The following is an 18,737-nucleotide window of genomic DNA, read 5'->3' on the forward strand; positions in this document are numbered from 1 at the left end:
CACTCCCCCTACGAAAAGGATGGCTGTGGCTTCCTAAGTCAACCATAACCTCAAGGGTTTTCAGCTTACTTTAAGATAAACAGCATAACCGTGATTGACCCTCTGTTTTGGCTGGGAATGTCCACCCTCCTAGTCGCTGCTAGTCTAACTGCTGTCCTGGTGGCTTTCATACCCGCCTTGCAAGAGTTAGCACGCGCTGCTCGCAGTGCCGAAAAGTTCTTTGATACTCTCTCACGGGAGTTACCACCCACTCTCAACGCCATCCGCAACACTAGTTTAGAACTGACAGACTTAACTGATGATGTTAGTGAAGGTGTCAAAAGTGCTAGTCAAGTGGTTAAACAAGTAGATCAAAGCCTAGATAGTGCCAAAAAACAAGCTCAGAATATTCAAATCAGCACACGCAGCCTCGTAATAGGTGTTAAAGCTGCGTGGAAAACCTTCACGCGCCAAAAACCTGCTAGACGTAGCCCAGAACGCTTACCCATGAATGAAAAATCAGAGCTAACCCTGCGAGAGCGAGAAGCGTTGAGGCCAGAAAATAGGCGCACACAAACGGAATTATACCGCCCCAATCATAGTTATAGTGAAGCTATTAATTGGGAAAGTGATTTTAATGATGAAGATTTAATTTCAAAATCTGCACCTTCAGAAGATTGGTCTGATTGACAGGGATTGGGTATGGGGTATTGGGGAGAGGATATTTATTATTGATCTGCCCTTGCCTTCGGCTCCCTACCTCTTCTCTGTCAGCCTTCGGACGTTCTACTCCTGCGGAGAAGCAAGCTAAGAGTAGCATCCCGGAAGCCTGTTACCAATTACCCTTTGCGTAGATACCTTAGATTAGAGTAAAGTAAAGAAGTGTAAAGAAGTATCATTTTTCCCGTACTCTTTTAAAACAACTTGTTTCACTTCTGCCGTTAATATTCGTATAAAAAATTCCATGCAGCTTTGTTTTTGGCGACGATTTTTAGTATCCATTGCAGTATTTTGCTTCACCGCGTCAATTTGGGCGCTGCAATCTCCATCAGCCCTAGCTTATGAAAATCCTGACTTACTACCCAACATATTTACCCCAGTTGTTGATTTAGCTAAAACGCTTCCTGACCCTCAAGAAGAAAAGCTAGTCCGAGAATTAGAACAATTTGAAACAGATACTGGCTGGAAATTACGAGTATTAACCCAGTACGATCGCACTCCAGGTAGAGCAGTCATCAAATATTGGGGTTTAGATGAGAAAAGCATTCTCTTAGTTGCTGATTCTCGTGGTGGCAACATTCTCAGCTTTAGTGTTGGTGATGCGGTTTATGAATTTTTACCCAGGACGTTCTGGATTGAACTGCAAACCCGTTTTGGCAACCTGTACTTCGTGCGCGAACAAGGGGAAGACCAAGCCATCCTACAAGCCTTAGATTCAGTCAAAGGCTGTTTACTCAAAGGTGGTTGCAACGTCGTTCCCGGACTACCAAGAGAGCAATGGATACTGACCCTGATTACCTCCGCTATTGGTGGGGTGATTTGTGGCTTTGCTGCTCAACCCCGTAATAATAAACAAGTGTTTGCTTGGCAATGGGCTTTAATTTTCTCACCTTTGTGGGGAATTTTGTTTATTGCCTTCGGTATTGGCCCAGTTGTTACCCGCACAAGTGATTGGGTTCCTTTGGTTCGTAATATTTCGGCTTTTTTGATTGGTGTTTTGGTTGCTTACCTATCTCCAGGTTTCAGTCGTCCTTCTTCCAGTACTGAGTCCTGAGTACCGAGTACCGAGTACTGAGTCCTGAGTACTGAGTACCGAGTAATGAGTAATGAGTAATGAGTACCGAGTACCGAGTAATGAGTAATGAGTAATGAGTTAGGGAGTTCTTCCCCTGCTCCCTGCTCCCTGCTCCCTGCTTCCTGGCTTCTTACTTCTTCCTGCCTTCTGATGATAAGCTGAAAGCTAATATGTGAGAAGCTTAACAGCGATGGAATGGCACGTAACTGATGCTCAAAGCTTGGCAATCATTGATAGTGAAATTGGCGATCATGTCTTTTCACCAGCAGAGTATGAGATAGTCCGGCGAGTAATATACGCCACGTCTGATTTTGAGTACAAGTCTTTGATTCGTTTTTCGGAACACGCTTTACAAGCAGGAGCCGCAGCACTAGCGGCACGTACCACAATTGTGGTAGATGCGCCTATGGTACAAGTAGGTATTGCCTATGAAATTCAAAACACCTTTGCCAACCCGGTGTATTGCAGTATGGAAGCGCTGACACGTCCACAAAAAGAAAAAACTCGTTCTGCTTGGGGAATTGAAACTCTTGCCAAGCGTTATCCAGAGGGAATCTTTGTGGTCGGTCAAGCCCAAACTGCACTGACCGCATTGGTAGATTTAATTGAAGCTGAAGAAATTCGACCTGCTTTGATAATTGCCACTCCAGCGGGATTTATCAATGTTGATACTGATAAAGAACGTTTGCAAGAATCTTTAGTACCTTATATTACTATTGACAGTCGCAAGGGTAATGCAGTTGTGGCAGCTGCAATTGTCAATGGTTTGGTTGATTTAGCTTGGCAAGCCTACGGACAAGATAGGAATGGGGGGAATTGAAGGCAGGGGGCAGGGGCAGGGAGCAGGGGGCAGGGGGTAGGGGAGCAGAAGACAGATAGATATTTGTCTATAGATTCAGCAAAGTTTTACATACTCTCCCCAACTCCCCAGTCTCCAGTCTCCAGTCCCCAGTCCCCAATCCCCAATCCCCAATCCCCAATCACCTTTCTGGACGACGACGACGTGGTTTTTGCTGTTGTCCTTCACGTAAGCGAAGACTGACTTCATTAAATAAATCTTCTCGCACGTAGGGATAGTCACTGACCCATAGGTTACGACTGGGAATGTAGATGTTGCTAAATTCTTCGATGCTGCTTAAATCTGGGCGATTTGACATGACGATCATTTCTGCGATTTGACCACGTGCGATCGCTTTATGGGCAGGACGTAATGGGGCATCAAACTCGACAGTAAATCCTGTGTCATCGCCTATTTCTAGGTTAATACGTTTTTCGCGGTTTTCGATAATTACCAAATCGCCTTTGTTATTGACGGTTTCTTGTTTACCAGTCAATTTGTCTGTAATCCACCAATCTAGGACTCGTCCACGAAAAAAGCCGCTGTACTTATAACGACGGCATTTTGCATTGCGTGTACTAGCTTGAAATACGGGATACCAGAGCCAAAAAAAAGCGCTAAATACCCCGAAGATGAATATTACACTAAAGTCCAACTTAAACAGGAGTTGTACTAGCAGAATCACAACTACGGTCACTACAGAAATTAATAGTCTCTGCAAAAAACTGGCAGACTTGCCCCAATAGTACTTGTACTGTATCCCGGTGGCAATAAGGGGCATAATTTGTTCAAATTTTGACCGAGTTAGGGGAACTAACATGAGTTATGAGTGATGAGTTGTGAGTAATGAGTACCGAGTTGTGAGTTGTGAGTACCGAGTTGTGAGTTGTGAGTTAACTTTTTTATTCCTCCTGACTCCTGACTCCTGACTCCTGACTTCTTCCTTCTTCAAAGTATTTTTTCTAATCCATATACTAATGACTTTAACTGGTTTACTTTGCGAATTGCTAGTAGGACTCCGGGCATATAGCAGGAGCGATCGCTTGTATCATGGCGTAAGGTGTAAATTTGCCCTGCTGCGCCAAAGATCACTTCCTGATGGGCAATTAGTCCTGGTAAGCGGATACTATGAATTCTAATCCCTTCATCGACTAAACTGCCTCTTGCTCCGGCTATTTTCTCTGTTTCTTCGACTTGAGGCGTGTTGAAGGTTTTACCTAATTCTGCTAATAATTGCGCTGTTTGAATAGCTGTACCGCTTGGTGCGTCGGCTTTTTGGTTGTGGTGGAGTTCGATAATTTCTACGTGATCAAAATACTGAGAAGCGGTGACTGCGGCTTGTTGTAGCAATACCATACCAATGGAGAAATTAGGAATCAGCAAGCAACCTGTACTTGCTTTTTCGGCAAAGTCTGTTAAATGTTGAATTTGTTCGGGACTTAAACCTGTGGTGCCGACAACTGGACGAATACCATAAGCGATCGCACTCCGCACATTATCATAAACTGCATCAGGATGGGTAAAGTCTACCATCACCCCAGGAGCCATCTGCCTTTCACCTGCCACATAGCCCAACATCGGCTCTAGTTGATTGGTAATTGGCACTTCTAAAGGTTCGCTTAAACCTGCCAGTTCTCCTGCGTCTTTGTCTTGATGTTCCGGTGAAGTATCAAGAGCGCCCATTAAAATCATATCTGGTGCTTGAGCGATCGCTTTGATTACTTCACGTCCCATTTTGCCAGCTGCACCGTTGACAATAACCGGGATAGTAGATTGATTAGTCATATTTCCATAAATGCGTTTTTAGTCATTTTACTTATATCTTGTAACAGTCCCAACAATTGGCCAAGAGATTATTTGAACTACTTGCAGCAGTCCCTACCCTCAGAGGATGTTTTCTACACAGTTTACTATGCTTATTTTGTTTGATTTATCAAATTCAGATTATAGCAAATTAAATGAGAACACCTAGTTATTTGAGGTAGATTTTCAACGAAATTTAGGAACTACCGTGAAGAATTTATTAACAGGTAATGTGTTGGTTAATAAAGGGAAAATTTATCAATTGCACTAAAATTAAATTGCATATCTAGTGTAATTATTCAGGATAGAAAATATTCCCAGTCATAAGAATAAAGGCTTTTCGATTCAAATTTAATGATTTTAATTAAATCTCGCTGATCTCTATTCTTCATTTCACGAGCATTCTGACTCCTGACTCCTGACTCCTGACTCCTGACTCCTGAATTCTTACTATCTAGTTAGTATAGGGCAGGGCAATGGTGAATAGTATTAGAATCCGGCGATTTTATGAGAGTTCCAAGCCTATTCCAAATTCTACAAATTGATGAAAATACTATTACAGTAACTTTGTTAACAAAAAACTGATTTATATGTATACTTTATTTTAATGCTAAGTTAAGAGTTATTATCCCTTTTTTCTACATTTACTGAATGTCCCGCGTTTATCCTCGCCGTCAACGGCAACTTGAAAGTTTAGTTCAAAAGTTAGGTTTATCAACAGATAGTCCGATCAAGTGGCCATTGCTTGACTTGGCACTAACTCACGCCACTGTTTCCGACTCGGCAAATTATGAACAGTTGGAATTTGTGGGCGATGCGGTGGTACGGTTGGTGGCGGCGGTGATGTTATGGGAACATTACCCAGATTGCTCAGTTGGTGATTTTGCGGCTATTCGTTCAGTATTGGTGAGCGATCGCATTCTCGCCCAATTAGCAAGAGGATATGGTTTAGAATTATACTTACTTGTTGCTGGTAGTGCTACCGCTGATCATGTTGGTCAAGAATCACGTCTCGCAGATGCTTTTGAAGCAGTTCTGGGGGCGCTTTATCTCAGCACTCATAATTTAGAACTAATTCGTCCTTGGTTAGATCCCCACTTCCAAGAACTAACCACAGAAATTCGCCTTGACCCAGCTCGACTTAATTATAAAGCGGCTCTACAAGAATGGACTCAAGCGCAATTTAAAGTTTTGCCAGAATATAGAGTTGTGGAAGTTAATCAACCCCATCGCACTCATGAGCGTTTTGTCGCTGAGGTTTGGTTACATGAAAAAATGTTAGGAAAAGGTAAGGGACGCTCGATTAAAGCCGCTGAACAGGCTGCTGCTAAAATAGCTTATTCGGCAGTTACTGAAGAAGTGACTAATGAATAATGACTAATAACTAATAACTAATAACTAATAACTAATGACTAATGACTAATGACTAAAATTAAACTTGCAGTTATCGGTGTTGGACGTTGGGGAGTGCATTTGCTCAGAAATTTTCTGGCACATCCCCAAGTGAATATAGTGGCGGTAGTAGACCCGCATTTAGAACGATTGATGGTTATCAAAGAACAGTTTAATTTAGATGAAAATATATTATTAACAACCAATTGGCAGCAGGTGAAGGAGGTAGCTGGACTAACAGCAGTAGCGATCGCAACTCCAGCTATCACTCACTATGCCTTAATTAAAGACTCTCTCCAACATGGATATCATGTTTTAGCAGAAAAACCCCTCACTCTTGACCCAGAAGAATGCTGGGAACTTTGTCAATTAGCTAAACATCAGCAATTGATACTCATGGTTGACCACACTTATTTATTTCACCCAGCAGTAGAAAAAGGTCAAACTGTAGTTCAAGCTGGTCAGTTAGGCGATTTACGCTATGGTTATGCTACTCGTACCCATTTGGGGCCAGTTCGGCAAGATGTTGATGCACTGTGGGACTTGGCTATTCATGATATAGCCATCTTTAATACTTGGTTAGGTAAGTTACCTGTGAAAGTGCAAGCAACGGGTACAGTATGGCTACAAGGAAGTGGAGAAATAGCAGGAAACACGACATCATCTGAAACTCAAGGTTTAGCTGATATGGTGTGGGTAACGCTGACTTATCCAGATAATTTTCAAGCATATATTCATCTCTGCTGGCTAAATCCTGATAAACAGAGACGCTTAGGGATTGTCGGTAGCAAGGGGAGTTTGATTTTTGATGAAATGTCTCCTTTATCACCTTTAACCTTGATACATGGCGAGTTTGAGCAACAGGGACATCAATTTATGCCAGTGAATCAATACCAGGAAGTGCTGGAACTAGAAAAAGGTGAACCATTGGGACGAGTGTGCGATCGCTTTATTACCTCTATTTTCCACAATACACCTTCACTCATCTCCTCTGGTTGGGTAGGTAGAGAGTTAGTGGAAATTCTCACCGCTTTGACAAAATCTCTAAATCAAGGCGGAAAAATTATCAAAATAATTCCTAATTAAGTCCCAATAGCCGCTATCATGACCTTTTCAGGCTTATTTTCTGCCTTATTTACCAGCAATGTGCTGAATATCTGGCGTTGCATTCATCTCTCCCTTTGAAGAAGCATAAATATTTGCAGGTTGATCTTGCTGCAAGTTAGAATAACCACTTCCTTTCATTTCATTATTACCTAAATCTCCCTTTTTCTCAGAGGTCGGTAATAGAGATATATCAATTAAAGGTAAGATAATTTGCACCGTTGTACCTTGGAAAGAACCCAAACTTTCCAGAGTAATTTTTCCTCCCATCAATTCGATTAAATTCCGAGAAATCGCCAATCCTAATCCAGTACCTTCAAACTTGCGTGCGCTTGTGCCACCTACCATCACAAAGGGACGGAATAGTTTATGTTGCTGTTCAGGATCAATACCTATACCTGTATCTTTTACCGAAACTATGACATAAAAGCTGCCATTTATCTGCTGAATATCGGTACTAATTATAATGCTACCTTGGTCTGTGAATTTAGTAGCATTACCAATAATATTAATAAGAACTTGTTTGAGTTTTCCCTTATCTGCCTTAACTGGTAGCAGTTCATTACCTAGCTCGCATTTTAATTGTAATCCCTTTTGCTGCACATTAAGTGATTGTAAATTAATCACCTCTAATAATAATTGACGTAATTCCAGAGGTGCTATCACAACAGAAAGTTTACCTGCTTCAATTTTAGAAATATCCAGTAAATCGTTAATAATACCTAATAAATGAATTGCTGTGTCATCAGCTCGTTTGAGAAATTCTAATTCTTCTTCTCGACTATCACACAAATCATCTCTAACTAAACGAACACAGTTAATAATAATATGCAGTGGGTTTCTCAATTCATGGGAAGTTGTCGCTAAAAATTGACTTTTAACTTGGTTAGCTGATTTGGCTTCTTTCCAGGCTATTTCTAACTCTTCTGCCCAAGCTTTTAGTCGTTCAACCATTTGATCTAACGCTTGAGCTAGTTGATTAAACTCCCGGATTTTAAAGTTACGGGGAATTGGTTGTGCAGCGTGGTGACTGTGAATATTTAAAGCATAGTCTCTGAGTTCTTCTACAGGCCTCGCTAAATAGGGAGCTAAATACAAAGATGCCAATAAACTTGTGCCAATTAAACCAACTGTTAAGACAATGAGGATAAGTTTGATTTCTTCTAATCCATACAATGCATCTTGAACACTAGCAACAGCTAAAATAATCCATTTTTGTTGCTGCTGTTGTGTTAGGGGATTAGGAATCGCTGTATAGCCGGCAATTGATTCTTTATCTTTTGGTAAATTCAACTTGATTGAATCATTATTTCCCTTAATGGCATTTTTTATTAAATTTTTTAGTTCTTTAGCATCTGAATAATTTTTAATATTAGTTCCCACCCTTTCTGAAGATGGGTGTGCCAAAATAGTACCATCTTCAGCAATAACTACTAAAGAACCTATCAGAGAGCCTGTCTTATTTTCAATTTGTTGGTGTAATGTGGTCTGGAGAATTAAGGAGTAAGCTAAATTTCCTCTTTGATTATAGACTGGGGCTGATAAAACTAATTGCAGTTGATTTTGGCTGTTTCGTTTCCCTGTTGTTCCTGGCTTGGGTGGTAAAATAGCTGTAATTTCAACTTCATCATTAGTAAAAGATAATGGTACTTTATCAATTATTTTATCGCCACAACTACTAGCAATAATTTTGGCTCTTTGGATATTCTTGAGTTGAATACAATCAATTTGGGTTGGTAGTTGTTGCGCTAACTGAGTGAGAAATTTTTGGGCTGGGGTTGATAAACCAGACTGAATAACTCTTGTTTGACTAGCACTCAGTAAATTAGTTTTTAGTGCTGCAATCGCATCAGTAATTTTTTCCCCTTTATAGATAGCACTCTCTGTTAAATTTTGCCGAGCAGTATTCAAGAGGCTGGAACGTGCTTTATTTAATGCCGCCATTTCCCCGATTAATAAAACTGGGACAAATAGCAGCAATATTTTGGTTACTAAAATTCGCCGGAAAGACGATTGAAATTTAGCCATCGAGTGTCTCACTTCGCATCTGCAAACCACAACAACAAAGATATGTAATTAGATCGGCTAAATGAGACATTGTATTAATTTATGAAAACTTTATTGTAACTTTTAGAAAATATCAAACTGTGATTTGGTAAAAAGAAACTTAATATACCAAAACTATAATTAAGTAGATTTAATTTAATAATGATTTGTGTGGTATATCTATCCGTAAGAATTCAGGATACAGAATATTTGATATATACTGCCAACGGGTGAAATCTGGACTTATGTCATACTGTTCGCGTAGCGTGGCGTAGCCATACGTAACGTAGTGCAGCGTTCGCGTAGCGTGCCGTAGGCTCTAGTATCTCGGAGATTCTTCACTTCGTACCCTACGGGAAGCAAGCTACAGAATGACACTTTTAACCCGTTTTTAGTATAGCTTTAGTGTTTATAGGCTTCATGCCTACAGCACAACACTTGCAGTATTACGTCCAATACTGCTGCAACAGAGAAAAAAATAAATCTCCTCAGCCAGTTCATATAGTATTTTCAAGTTCTGGAAACCTCAATCCGGTTAAATTCTTTCAGTAACTAGTTTGTTAAATGCTGGTTAGTCACAAACTGCGAGAAGTTCAGCAGTTGATCAAAAAGTATTTTGGCATGATCGGCTGCAACAATCAGTATGATGGATTACGCTAAAAAAAGCATTTGCTAGATATTCAAAGTAGATATTTAAACCCACACGATGGTAAAACAACTCAAACCTAACTATTCTGTCGTTTGGACTAACAAAATTGCCGAAGTTCCCCAAGCAGCCTGGGATGATTTGGCTATGCCACTGCAAACCCCATTTTTAGAGTGGGAGTGGCTGAATAATATGGAAACCTCCCATAGCGCTACGGCAAATGCAGGTTGGTTGCCAAATCACCTGACATTATGGCGAGATAGAAGCTTAGTTGCTGCTGCTCCACTTTACCTGAAAGGGCATAGTCAAGGAGAATTTGTCTTTGATCATCAGTGGGCAGAGTTAGCTTCTCGCATTGGGGTGGAATATTATCCGAAACTTTTGGGAATGGCACCCTTTACTCCTGCGGAAGGCTATCGCTTTTTAATTGCACCTGGGGAGGATGAAGAGGAAATCACGGCGATGATGTTGCATGAGATTGACTCTTTTTGCCTGAGAAATGGCATTTCTGGCTGTCATTTTCTTTATGTTGATCCCCAATGGCGACTTGTGTTAGAACGTCAAGGTTTTACGGCTTGGTTGCACCATAGCTATATTTGGGAAAATTCTGAGTTTAAAACTTTTGATGATTATTTGGGAGTATTCAATGCTAATCAAAGACGGAATATTAAGCGGGAACGGAAAGCTGTAAATAAGGCTGGTTTACGTCTGCAAGCGTTGACTGGTGAGGAAATTCCGAAGTCGCTGTTTCCGTTGATGTATGATTTTTATGCTGATACCTGCGATAAATTTGGTTGGTGGGGTAGCAAGTATCTCACAAAGCGGTTTTTTGAGCAGTTATATACTAATTATCGCCATCGGGTAGCGTTTTTTGCTGCCTACAGTGAACAAGATGATCGTCAACCTGTGGGGATGTCCTTTTGTTTATTTAAGGATGATAAACTGTATGGGCGATATTGGGGGAGTTTTCAAGACATAGATTGCTTACATTTTGATGCTTGCTATTATGCACCAATTGAATGGGCGATCGCTCATGGTATCCAATCTTTTGACCCTGGTGCAGGGGGTAGACACAAGAAACGGCGAGGGTTTCCGGCTAAACCCAATTATAGTCTCCACCGCTTTTATAACAATCGTTTAGGGCAGATATTGCGTCCCTATATCCTGGAGGTGAATCAAATGGAAGCAGAGGAAATGAAGGCAATGAATGCAGAGTTACCTTTTGTTGGCAGGAGTCCAGAATAAAAATATAGTTCCATCTGGTAATTTTTAAGGAAAAGGTACCTTAAGAATTACACTGGAAATGTAATGTAAAAAAACTGTTCAAATAATTTCTCTTTTTAGAATTGATATGGATTTAATAGTTGATGATTTAGCGGCAATTGATAATAAACTTTCTCAGCGTCATATTGACCTTGATCCCAGTGGATATTTCATTATTTATGTGGATGAAAATGCGAGGTTAATTTATGCCAAGCATTTTACAAATGTGATTGATGAACGTGGTTTAGCTGTAAATCCTGAAACAGGTCAGGTAATTCCAGCACGGGGAAAAGTGGAGAGAATTCACACTACGGTATATTGTGCGCGGACGGCAAAAGAATTGTGTGTGAAGATTTTTGAGGAAACTCAACCCTGTCCGGTAACGATGTTAGACCATGCAGCTTATCTGGGGCGAGAATTTGTCCGCGCTGAATTGGCTTTGGTGACAGGAAAGGAATACGTGCAGGATTAGGAATTAAGGATTGGGAACAGTTATCAGTTATCTCTGGTTACTGTTCACAGCCTCCAAATCATGCCAACATCTTGAAAATGCATATTGTAATAATTGCATAGAAATAAATATTCGTAATCATTTTTTAATTAAATTTTGCTCAACAGCAACACAACAAAAAAGGAGACTCTGATTTAGTCTTCCAGCGTTTACCGTCGTGAAGCAGTAGCGTTGCTATAGGAGTTTTGGAAAACGCATATTTAAATTCTGTCGATATCCATTGTCATGATCATGCAAAGAGGTAAAAATCAAGGATATGATAAGTTATTCCCAATTCCAAATGTAAAATTGATATGCCTTGGTTTGTAAAGATTGAAGCAGGTCTAGTGGATAAACCCACCTTTGATCAATATGTACCCGCCCACACAGCCTATGTACAAGACTTGATAGATAAAGGACACAAAGCTAAAACCGGCTATTGGGCGCAACGAGGAGGGGGAATGATGCTGTTTGAGGCAGCGTCAATGGATGAAGCACAAGCTATAGTTGCTGGTGATCCCTTGGTACATAACGGTTGTGTCACTTATCAGCTTCACGAATGGCGAATTGTTATGGAATGACACACAATTACCGAATTTTCATGTTATGATTACTTATAGACCTGGATCTATGCAACTTCAACGCCCAAATTTTGTCAGGACCGGAAGGTAGCAGCAATAAGGGATGCTTGTGGTAGGCGTAGTCTCCGGGTCGCCCCATTTTTAGGAGCGCTTTGCAGCAATGCCTGGTTTTGGAGATATTGTTCAAAAAGCTTTTTACCTCGGTGTAGGCTTGGCTTCTTACGCTGGTGAGAAAGCAGGGGGGAAATTAGCCGAACTGCGATCGCAAGTCCAAAAACTGGCTGATGAGATGGTGGCTAAGGGCGAAATGAATACAGAAGAAGCTCGTCGTTTCGTCGAAGATATGATGAAGCAAGCCCAACAACCCCAAGCACCTGGTGATACACCTGAAAAAACAGCCCCTTCTGAACCTCGTCGCATCGAAATCTTGGAGGTAGATGAAGAAGCAACTGTCAAGCAAGAACCAACTGGAAATGTTGATCATTTACGTCAACAAGTACTAGAATTGCAACAAAAGTTAGAGCAACTCAAAAGCGATCAGTAAAAAATTACTTTTTACTTTGAGGACTCAGCAAAAGTTGTCAGTTGGCGATGACGCTATATGCACAGCTTGTTTTATGTGCATTCCCTATTTTTTACACTAGCACTTACAAGCAGGTATATCAAGCATCCTGTTTGTAGCCATTAAGGCAGTTAAGCTTATGGAACCGTGGCAAAAAGACGTAGTTGAAATCATCGAAACTGTGGCTGATGAAGTAGAGAGCTTCTTCCTAGTAATGAATGATATGGTAGATTCATTTTTTGAACTGACGGAAGAAATTACCGAACAGATACACAATAGCATTGCTGCTGACATTGACCAGTACTTACAGGAATTAGCTGAACCGCTTTTGGAAATTCACTGGGAATTGGAAGACGTGGCAGAAGATGTAGATCCCGGCTTTCCTTATGCAGTTGAACCTACAATAGAAAAAAATGCCGCTTGTATGGGTTGTAGCAACTATCATGGACAAGTTTATAGCGGTAACTTGCTAGTTTGTGGTATGCATCCTCACGGTTGGGATGATGCAAATTGTCCAGACTGGGAAAAAAGTACTGAGTACCTAGTACCGAGTAATGAGTGTTAAGTTAGTAGTTATGAATTTCCGCGTTTTTCCAAGAATAATTTTATGAGTAATACTTTACCTGAGACTATTACCCCAGCAAACCCAGAAATGAAATATGGTGAACGCGAGATTGCAGAAGGGAAATTAATTACATTCCCTAACCCGCGTGTGGGTAGACGCTACGATATTAATATTACCTTGCCGGAATTCACCTGTAAATGTCCATTTTCTGGTTATCCTGACTTTGCGACTATTTATATTACCTATATCCCTGATGAACGGGTGGTAGAATTGAAGGCTTTGAAGCTGTATATTAATAGTTATCGCGATCGCTATATTTCCCACGAAGAAACAGCAAATCAAATCCTAGATGATTTTATCGCTGCTTGTGATCCCTTAGAACTCACGGTAAAAGCTGATTTTACTCCTCGTGGGAATGTGCATACAGTTGTAGAAGTAAAGCACAAAAGAAAAATTGTGTGTTAACACAGAACTTTTTGTAGTGAGGTCTAAATATCTCAACTTAAAGCTGAAGCCCTCACTACAATTCAATTTCAAAATTTTTTACCTTTTTCATTCAATTTTTACGTCATCTGTCGCGCCATCAAATCAGCAAATAATCCCTTCACCGCCGCCAACTCCTCAAAATTCCCCACCTGGACTATCTTCCCAGCTTGCAGCACATAAATCCTCTCTGCATGACGAATGGTACTTAGGCGATGGGCAATCACTATACGAGTTACCCCCAATTGTTCTAAACTATGAGTAACGATCGCTTGAGTCCGATTATCTAACGCAGATGTTGCTTCATCAAATAACAAAATCTCTGGTTTATGTACTAAAGCACGGGCAATAAACAACCGTTGTCGCTGTCCCCCAGAAAGATTGCCGCCGCCTTCGGAAATAATAGTATGTATGCCCATCGGCATCCCTTGAATATCATCCGCTAATCCCGCCATTTGCAAGGCTGTCCAAGCTTGATCTTGGGTGATAATTGCGCCTCCAGAAATATTTTCCCAAATTGAACCACTCATAATTCGTCCATTTTGCAGCACTACCCCCAACTGTCGCCGCACCGCCACAATATCCAATCCTGACAAATCTCTACCGTCATAAGAGATTATTCCCTCTGTTGGAGTTTCAAATCCTAACAGCAATCTGATAATGGTGGATTTGCCACTTCCCGATGCTCCCACAATGGCAATAAACTCCCCAGCTTGGGCTTCCAGGGTGATATTATCTAAAACTAAAGCACTATCCGGGCGGTAGCGAAAGCAAACTTGGTCTAATTTTAGTTGCCCGGAAAGCTTGCCGGGATGGAATTTGTGAGTATCAACTTCTAGCTTTGTCTGCAAAATGGGTTGGGCGCGTTCCCACAAAATGGTGATATCTAAAATATCAATAAAGGTGTTGCTTAATCGGGTGGCGCTGGTGATAAATATAGCAAAGGCGGTATTAAACGCCAGAAATGTACCAGTAGATAATCCTGTTTCCTCCGTAGACTGTCTCATTAAAGATGCACTTAAGCCAAACAGCAGCATGGCACTGATTACTGGCAGCATAAAATTAAAAGCGGTGAGGATATCTTCCAGTAACTGAGTACTCAAGATGAGTTTTACCTGCTGAGTGTATTTTTTTGCCCAACAAGCAAATGCTGCTGATTCGGCAGCCGCAACGCGCAATTTTGAAACCCCACTGATTAACTGCACAGTCAGCCCAAAAATTTCTCCCGAAAGCTGTTGCAGAGGACGCATTTTTTGGCGGGTAATCAGACCGGATACAGTAGTAATTATGACTGCAACTAACGCCACTGAAATGGCCACTAACGCTAGAGGGAAACTATAAATGAACAATAGTCCCAAATTGAGGAGAGAGAATATACTTGTAAATAGCGATCGCAAAATACTCCCACTCAGTCGATTGCGAATTTGAGTAATTGCGGAAACCCGATTGTGTAAATCTCCTGTAGAATACTGACTGAAAAAAGCTGGTTTGAGCTTCAGCAATCGATCCCAAACGGCGGCTTGAGTATCAACACTAACATGGGTTTGCAATCTGAGAATGACAAAACTTTGAGCCAATTGGAATATCATCACCCCAAAACTACTTGCTAACAACCCCAAACCCATCTGGATTAATAACTTGTGGTTCGCATCGGGTATTGCATAGTCGATCAGAATACCTGTAATCTGTGGCGTAAACATTCCCAACAAAGTAGCAATTATTCCCACCCAGAGGATTTTCAGCAAGTCTGCGGTACTACCTCTCAGAGCAAATTGCAGCATATCCAGAACTGTAATTTCTTTATCTGGTAAAGGGCGATAAAAGGTGTAGGCAATAGGGGCAAGTTTGGCGACGGTGTGGCGATTTACAGGGGTGCGTGTCAATTCTACTGGGTCAAGTATCTCATATTTAGTAGCTTTAACAGGTAGGAGAGCAACAGGAAGATGATCTTCTTCAGTAAAAGCCAGGAGAGAACCACAATCTGTTTGCCACCAGTTGGAGGTGAGGGTGATTTGACGAGTACGGAAACCAGAAGCGCGGGCGATTCCCTCTAGGGTTTCATGGACTCCGTTGAGATTTTCAGATTTGGCAGCAGGACGAATAGTTATCCCCAATGCTTTCCCTACCGCACCCACAGCAATGAGTAGGGGAGTTTCTCCTTGGGGAAGGTTAGCGGTGGGATTGAGGATTGATGCTAGTTCCCGTAGGGCTTTTTCTGTCATGTGCCAGGGAGTTTTATTATGTCCTGAATTTTACCAGATTGATGAATAATTCTGTTCCAGCAAATATTTTTTTACCGTAAAAAGCGGATAGTGCATAAAACTATCTTGTCTGACGTATGTAGAGAGAGAGGGAATTAAAACCCAGAACATAATCCTCAAAGATTAATAATATGAAAAACAACCATCAAAAATCAATTCGTCGATTTATTACTGTGGGTATTACTTCTAGCATTTTGCTAACTCCTGCAATACCTTTATTAACTAATTTAACATCAACTGCATTGGCAAGTACTACCTACTTATTCCCCGGTCGTGCAGAAGATTTACAATCAGGTGAATACTGGTACAGACGCAAAGAAATTCATGGTACTGGCAGTCAAAAACTCGGTTATGATTTGACAGCAATTCGCTTTGATAATCGTAGTAAAAATTGGACTACTGACAAACCTGGAACTGACGGTAGCAAAAACGAACATAAGTTGATTTACGGTCAGCCAGTGTATGCAGTTACTAGTGGTAAGGTAATTAAATGTTGGCGTAATGCACCAGATAATCCTGCACCAGGAAAAAGTCATCCAGGTCGTACATCGAATCCAAAGACAATTTACGGTGGTGGAAATCATTTAACAGTTGATGTTGGCAATGGAGAATTGATTCTCTACGCACATCTAAAACCGGGTTCAATTCCTCAATCTTTATGTCCAATTTCCCAGCAGTTCGTGACAGATGCAAGCAATGATTCGGAAAGAACTTTACCTCCTGCTCAACAAGTAACATTAAAAGCAGGTCAGTTTATTGGAAATGTTGGAAATGGTGGTTCATCGAGCGGACCACACTTACACATTCATAAAAGCAAAGGTAATACTCCTTTATCTCTACCTTTTGCGAGTGTATGGACAAAAAGTATCGAGACAAATCAAGACTCAGATAAAGATTGGAAACGTCTGACTAATCAAGGATTACCACCTGGTAAAATTGCCATTTTGCCTGATTTTTCTAAAGGTAATAAAGAAATTGCTCGACATGGTATTCCTGCCAGTGAATATCAGTTCGTTTTTGACCAAATCACCAAATCAGGTTATCGCCTAGAGTGGATTGATGGTTTTAGCGTCAACGGTAAGATTTACTTCAATGCTCTATTTCATCCTAATAATGGAATTGAATGGACATCTTTTCATAATCTCACTTCATCTCAATACCAAGCTAAATTCAATCAATATACCAAAGCTGGTTATAGACCAACTCAGATTGAGAGTTATCTGAATGGTAATACAGTCTTGTATGCAGCGATCTTTGTTAAAGAGAATGGATCATCATTTACTGCTTATCATGGTCTATCTGCCGATGAACATCAAAAACGAATTGATGATTTGACTAAAAATGGCTGGCGACCCAAAAATATTTCTGTTGTTTCTATAAATGGGAATCGTAGCTACGCTGCACTTTATGAAAAGACAAATATTGGTAGCTTTGTGGCTAAATCTTTTTTGACTTCCGCACAGTATCAACAATTGTTTAATGAAAACCAACAACAGGGTCGTCAAATTGCATATCTCAACGCCTACCAACACAATGGTCAAACCCGTTTTACTGCAATTTGGAACTCGGTAACTCAAGGCACGTTCAAGGCACGTCATGATTTGAGCAGTCAGCAGTATCAAAATGAGTGGGAATCTGCACAGAATAGCAGTCTTCTTACACGGAATGTCACTGGTTATGTAGATGGTAATTCCGTTAGATATGCAGGTGTTTGGAGAAAGTAAATTTAGTAATGACAAATGTCATGCTTAAGTGATGACATTGATCCGATGCGCTTTCCTATCACCTCAGATTAGACTAATACTATCAACTCAACCAAAGCCCAAGTATTGGAATACATTCTTCCAATGCAAGAAAACAAAGAGAGATTATATACATTTAGTAAATTATCCTCAGAGAAAATAAGACAATGAATACGAAAAAAATCCAACCCCTTAACCAAGAAATACAACACACTCAAGAATCTGTAAAATTGCAGACTCTTACTTTAGAGCAACTCAATGGTATTTCAGGGGGTGGAGATGTTAGTCTTGCAGACTTTCATTTTGTTATAGAGAATGGCAGAAAATAATCTATAGGTGGCAGTTAATAACATGAATAGCCAAACAACAAAAACACATCCACAACAACCAATTGTTAATAAATTTTCACAATTGCAGCTACTCAACTTAGAACAACTTAGCAAAGTCGCTGGTGGTCCACTTGAAATACGCGAATTACATATAAAAGTTGTAGTTAAAGATCAATAATTTCTTGGAAGAATCAAACCAATGAACAAGACTAATCCAAATCTCAAAAAACAGCAAAAAGCTGGAAATATCAGCCTCTATAAACTCCATGAAGATGAACTTAGTCAAGTTACTGGTGGCAGTTTATCTGGATTCGTGAAGTATAGCAACGTGACTCTCAAAAGAGGCCTTGTTTAAAAATCAGTAACCTTTGGAGAAATCGAACCAATGAACAAGAAAAACTTCAACCCCAAACAACAACGAAAAATTGAGAAGATTAGCCTTCCGAAACTCCATGAAGACGAACTTACTCAGATTACTGGTGCTGGTAGTGATAGTGAATGGCGATATGTGCCTGTACGAAGGTATTTATAAAATATAGACTCTTACCCTAGAGCAACTTAATAATATTTCAGGGTGAGAGACAAGCTGTCCAAAACAAAGCTGTAGCAATAAATAACTTTCAACAGTTTGGACTCGCAGCACACTAATTGGGTAATATCACCCCACAATAGATTGAGGTCAAGAAAATGACAAATAAACAACAAAAAACCAACACATCCAACAAAGATCAAGTCAAGAAAGCCACAAGGTGTCAACAACTTCAATTGGAACAACTTGAGGATGTAGCTGGTGGAAAACCTTCAGAAGCCTACTTTGTCAGGTGTGATAGAACGACTATAACGTAAGTCAATAGTTCA

General features: G+C 40.5%; 21 protein-coding genes and 1 other RNA gene. 18 read left to right on the forward strand and 4 right to left on the reverse strand.

Annotated elements, in window-relative coordinates:
* Nucleotides 1-117 precede the first annotated feature (117 nt).
* The 3 genes from VB713_RS08355 to VB713_RS08365 all read left to right on the forward strand — a co-directional run bounded on the left by VB713_RS08355 (nt 118) and on the right by VB713_RS08365 (nt 2,594).
* Nucleotides 118-669 carry a DUF948 domain-containing protein gene (locus tag VB713_RS08355; RefSeq protein ID WP_323311099.1) on the forward strand — a complete coding sequence of 184 codons (552 nt, stop codon included), beginning with the start codon at nt 118-120 and terminating at the stop codon, nt 667-669.
* A 274-nt stretch (nt 670-943) separates the two neighbouring features.
* Nucleotides 944-1,753 (forward strand): TPM domain-containing protein, encoded by an 810-nt coding sequence (locus VB713_RS08360; protein WP_323311100.1) that lies wholly within the window; start codon nt 944-946, stop codon nt 1,751-1,753.
* A 211-nt stretch (nt 1,754-1,964) separates the two neighbouring features.
* Complete coding sequence (locus VB713_RS08365; RefSeq protein ID WP_323311136.1) at nt 1,965-2,594, forward strand: precorrin-8X methylmutase; 630 nt, start codon at nt 1,965-1,967, stop codon at nt 2,592-2,594.
* 160 nt (nt 2,595-2,754) lie between these two features.
* Here VB713_RS08365 and VB713_RS08370 read toward each other — a convergent pair whose 3' ends face one another.
* Nucleotides 2,755-3,432, reverse strand: coding sequence for a phosphate ABC transporter permease (locus VB713_RS08370; RefSeq protein WP_323311101.1), 678 nt, complete (start codon nt 3,430-3,432; stop codon nt 2,755-2,757).
* Between the two features lie 128 nt (nt 3,433-3,560).
* Nucleotides 3,561-4,397, reverse strand: coding sequence for a 4-hydroxy-tetrahydrodipicolinate reductase (gene dapB / locus VB713_RS08375; protein ID WP_323311102.1), 837 nt, complete (start codon nt 4,395-4,397; stop codon nt 3,561-3,563).
* Between the two features lie 669 nt (nt 4,398-5,066).
* On the opposite strand from dapB, the gene rnc reads away from it, so the two are divergent.
* Together rnc and VB713_RS08385 are read left to right on the forward strand one after the other, a co-directional pair.
* Nucleotides 5,067-5,789 (forward strand): ribonuclease III, encoded by a 723-nt coding sequence (gene rnc / locus VB713_RS08380; RefSeq protein ID WP_323311103.1) that lies wholly within the window; start codon nt 5,067-5,069, stop codon nt 5,787-5,789.
* A 48-nt stretch (nt 5,790-5,837) separates the two neighbouring features.
* Nucleotides 5,838-6,893 (forward strand): Gfo/Idh/MocA family oxidoreductase, encoded by a 1,056-nt coding sequence (locus VB713_RS08385; protein ID WP_323311104.1) that lies wholly within the window; start codon nt 5,838-5,840, stop codon nt 6,891-6,893.
* A 45-nt stretch (nt 6,894-6,938) separates the two neighbouring features.
* On the opposite strand, the gene VB713_RS08390 is transcribed toward VB713_RS08385, so the two are convergent.
* Nucleotides 6,939-8,939: an ATP-binding protein gene (locus VB713_RS08390; RefSeq protein ID WP_323311105.1), complete on the reverse strand. Its 2,001-nt coding sequence runs from the start codon at nt 8,937-8,939 to the stop codon at nt 6,939-6,941.
* Nucleotides 8,940-9,663: 724 nt separating this feature from the next.
* Here VB713_RS08390 and VB713_RS08395 point away from each other — a divergent pair.
* The 7 genes from VB713_RS08395 (at nt 9,664) to queF (ending at nt 13,529) form a co-directional block, all read left to right on the forward strand.
* On the forward strand, nt 9,664-10,848 hold the full coding sequence (locus VB713_RS08395; RefSeq protein WP_323311106.1) for a GNAT family N-acetyltransferase: 1,185 nt from the start codon (nt 9,664-9,666) through the stop codon (nt 10,846-10,848).
* Between the two features lie 106 nt (nt 10,849-10,954).
* Nucleotides 10,955-11,338 carry a DUF4346 domain-containing protein gene (locus VB713_RS08400; protein ID WP_323311107.1) on the forward strand — a complete coding sequence of 128 codons (384 nt, stop codon included), beginning with the start codon at nt 10,955-10,957 and terminating at the stop codon, nt 11,336-11,338.
* A gap of 332 nt (nt 11,339-11,670) precedes the next feature.
* Entirely contained in the window at nt 11,671-11,937 is a 267-nt protein-coding gene (locus VB713_RS08405) for a YciI family protein (protein WP_323311108.1), read from the forward strand.
* A 38-nt stretch (nt 11,938-11,975) separates the two neighbouring features.
* An RNA gene (gene ffs, locus VB713_RS08410) (signal recognition particle sRNA small type) lies at nt 11,976-12,072 on the forward strand.
* A gap of 25 nt (nt 12,073-12,097) precedes the next feature.
* Complete coding sequence (locus VB713_RS08415; protein WP_323311109.1) at nt 12,098-12,481, forward strand: phasin family protein; 384 nt, start codon at nt 12,098-12,100, stop codon at nt 12,479-12,481.
* Between the two features lie 157 nt (nt 12,482-12,638).
* A complete protein-coding gene (locus tag VB713_RS08420; RefSeq protein WP_323311110.1) occupies nt 12,639-13,064 on the forward strand; it encodes a hypothetical protein in 426 nt (141 codons plus the stop codon).
* A 42-nt stretch (nt 13,065-13,106) separates the two neighbouring features.
* Nucleotides 13,107-13,529 carry a preQ(1) synthase gene (gene queF, locus VB713_RS08425; RefSeq protein WP_323311111.1) on the forward strand — a complete coding sequence of 141 codons (423 nt, stop codon included), beginning with the start codon at nt 13,107-13,109 and terminating at the stop codon, nt 13,527-13,529.
* Between the two features lie 98 nt (nt 13,530-13,627).
* Here the strand turns inward: queF and VB713_RS08430 are convergent, their stop codons facing one another.
* Complete coding sequence (locus tag VB713_RS08430) at nt 13,628-15,769, reverse strand: NHLP bacteriocin export ABC transporter permease/ATPase subunit (RefSeq protein WP_323311112.1); 2,142 nt, start codon at nt 15,767-15,769, stop codon at nt 13,628-13,630.
* A 170-nt stretch (nt 15,770-15,939) separates the two neighbouring features.
* Between VB713_RS08430 and VB713_RS08435 the strand changes: the two genes are divergently transcribed.
* The 6 genes from VB713_RS08435 to VB713_RS08460 all read left to right on the forward strand — a co-directional run bounded on the left by VB713_RS08435 (nt 15,940) and on the right by VB713_RS08460 (nt 18,725).
* Nucleotides 15,940-17,532 (forward strand): hypothetical protein, encoded by a 1,593-nt coding sequence (locus tag VB713_RS08435; RefSeq protein ID WP_323311113.1) that lies wholly within the window; start codon nt 15,940-15,942, stop codon nt 17,530-17,532.
* A 185-nt stretch (nt 17,533-17,717) separates the two neighbouring features.
* Entirely contained in the window at nt 17,718-17,879 is a 162-nt protein-coding gene (locus VB713_RS08440; RefSeq protein ID WP_323311114.1) for a hypothetical protein, read from the forward strand.
* Nucleotides 17,880-17,901: 22 nt separating this feature from the next.
* Nucleotides 17,902-18,057, forward strand: a complete 156-nt coding sequence (locus VB713_RS08445; RefSeq protein ID WP_323311115.1) for a hypothetical protein — start codon at nt 17,902-17,904, stop codon at nt 18,055-18,057.
* 21 nt (nt 18,058-18,078) lie between these two features.
* Entirely contained in the window at nt 18,079-18,234 is a 156-nt protein-coding gene (locus tag VB713_RS08450; RefSeq protein WP_323311116.1) for a hypothetical protein, read from the forward strand.
* A 30-nt stretch (nt 18,235-18,264) separates the two neighbouring features.
* Nucleotides 18,265-18,411, forward strand: coding sequence for a hypothetical protein (locus VB713_RS08455; protein WP_323311117.1), 147 nt, complete (start codon nt 18,265-18,267; stop codon nt 18,409-18,411).
* Nucleotides 18,412-18,566: 155 nt separating this feature from the next.
* Entirely contained in the window at nt 18,567-18,725 is a 159-nt protein-coding gene (locus VB713_RS08460; protein ID WP_323311118.1) for a hypothetical protein, read from the forward strand.
* Nucleotides 18,726-18,737 lie beyond the last annotated feature (12 nt).

It is taken from the genome of Anabaena cylindrica UHCC 0172 (assembly GCF_034931625.1).
GTDB lineage: Bacteria > Cyanobacteriota > Cyanobacteriia > Cyanobacteriales > Nostocaceae > Anabaena > Anabaena cylindrica_A.

Coding starts and splice junctions, on each gene's coding strand:
- VB713_RS08355 (WP_323311099.1), top strand. CDS start 118: ATGTCCACCCTCCTAGTCGCTGCTAGTCTAACTGCTGTCCTGGTGGCT.
- VB713_RS08360 (WP_323311100.1), top strand. CDS start 944: ATGCAGCTTTGTTTTTGGCGACGATTTTTAGTATCCATTGCAGTATTT.
- VB713_RS08365 (WP_323311136.1), top strand. CDS start 1,965: ATGGAATGGCACGTAACTGATGCTCAAAGCTTGGCAATCATTGATAGT.
- VB713_RS08370 (WP_323311101.1), bottom strand. CDS start 3,432: ATGTTAGTTCCCCTAACTCGGTCAAAATTTGAACAAATTATGCCCCTT.
- dapB (WP_323311102.1), bottom strand. CDS start 4,397: ATGACTAATCAATCTACTATCCCGGTTATTGTCAACGGTGCAGCTGGC.
- rnc (WP_323311103.1), top strand. CDS start 5,067: ATGTCCCGCGTTTATCCTCGCCGTCAACGGCAACTTGAAAGTTTAGTT.
- VB713_RS08385 (WP_323311104.1), top strand. CDS start 5,838: ATGACTAAAATTAAACTTGCAGTTATCGGTGTTGGACGTTGGGGAGTG.
- VB713_RS08390 (WP_323311105.1), bottom strand. CDS start 8,939: ATGGCTAAATTTCAATCGTCTTTCCGGCGAATTTTAGTAACCAAAATA.
- VB713_RS08395 (WP_323311106.1), top strand. CDS start 9,664: ATGGTAAAACAACTCAAACCTAACTATTCTGTCGTTTGGACTAACAAA.
- VB713_RS08400 (WP_323311107.1), top strand. CDS start 10,955: ATGGATTTAATAGTTGATGATTTAGCGGCAATTGATAATAAACTTTCT.
- VB713_RS08405 (WP_323311108.1), top strand. CDS start 11,671: ATGCCTTGGTTTGTAAAGATTGAAGCAGGTCTAGTGGATAAACCCACC.
- VB713_RS08415 (WP_323311109.1), top strand. CDS start 12,098: ATGCCTGGTTTTGGAGATATTGTTCAAAAAGCTTTTTACCTCGGTGTA.
- VB713_RS08420 (WP_323311110.1), top strand. CDS start 12,639: ATGGAACCGTGGCAAAAAGACGTAGTTGAAATCATCGAAACTGTGGCT.
- queF (WP_323311111.1), top strand. CDS start 13,107: ATGAGTAATACTTTACCTGAGACTATTACCCCAGCAAACCCAGAAATG.
- VB713_RS08430 (WP_323311112.1), bottom strand. CDS start 15,769: ATGACAGAAAAAGCCCTACGGGAACTAGCATCAATCCTCAATCCCACC.
- VB713_RS08435 (WP_323311113.1), top strand. CDS start 15,940: ATGAAAAACAACCATCAAAAATCAATTCGTCGATTTATTACTGTGGGT.
- VB713_RS08440 (WP_323311114.1), top strand. CDS start 17,718: ATGAATACGAAAAAAATCCAACCCCTTAACCAAGAAATACAACACACT.
- VB713_RS08445 (WP_323311115.1), top strand. CDS start 17,902: ATGAATAGCCAAACAACAAAAACACATCCACAACAACCAATTGTTAAT.
- VB713_RS08450 (WP_323311116.1), top strand. CDS start 18,079: ATGAACAAGACTAATCCAAATCTCAAAAAACAGCAAAAAGCTGGAAAT.
- VB713_RS08455 (WP_323311117.1), top strand. CDS start 18,265: ATGAACAAGAAAAACTTCAACCCCAAACAACAACGAAAAATTGAGAAG.
- VB713_RS08460 (WP_323311118.1), top strand. CDS start 18,567: ATGACAAATAAACAACAAAAAACCAACACATCCAACAAAGATCAAGTC.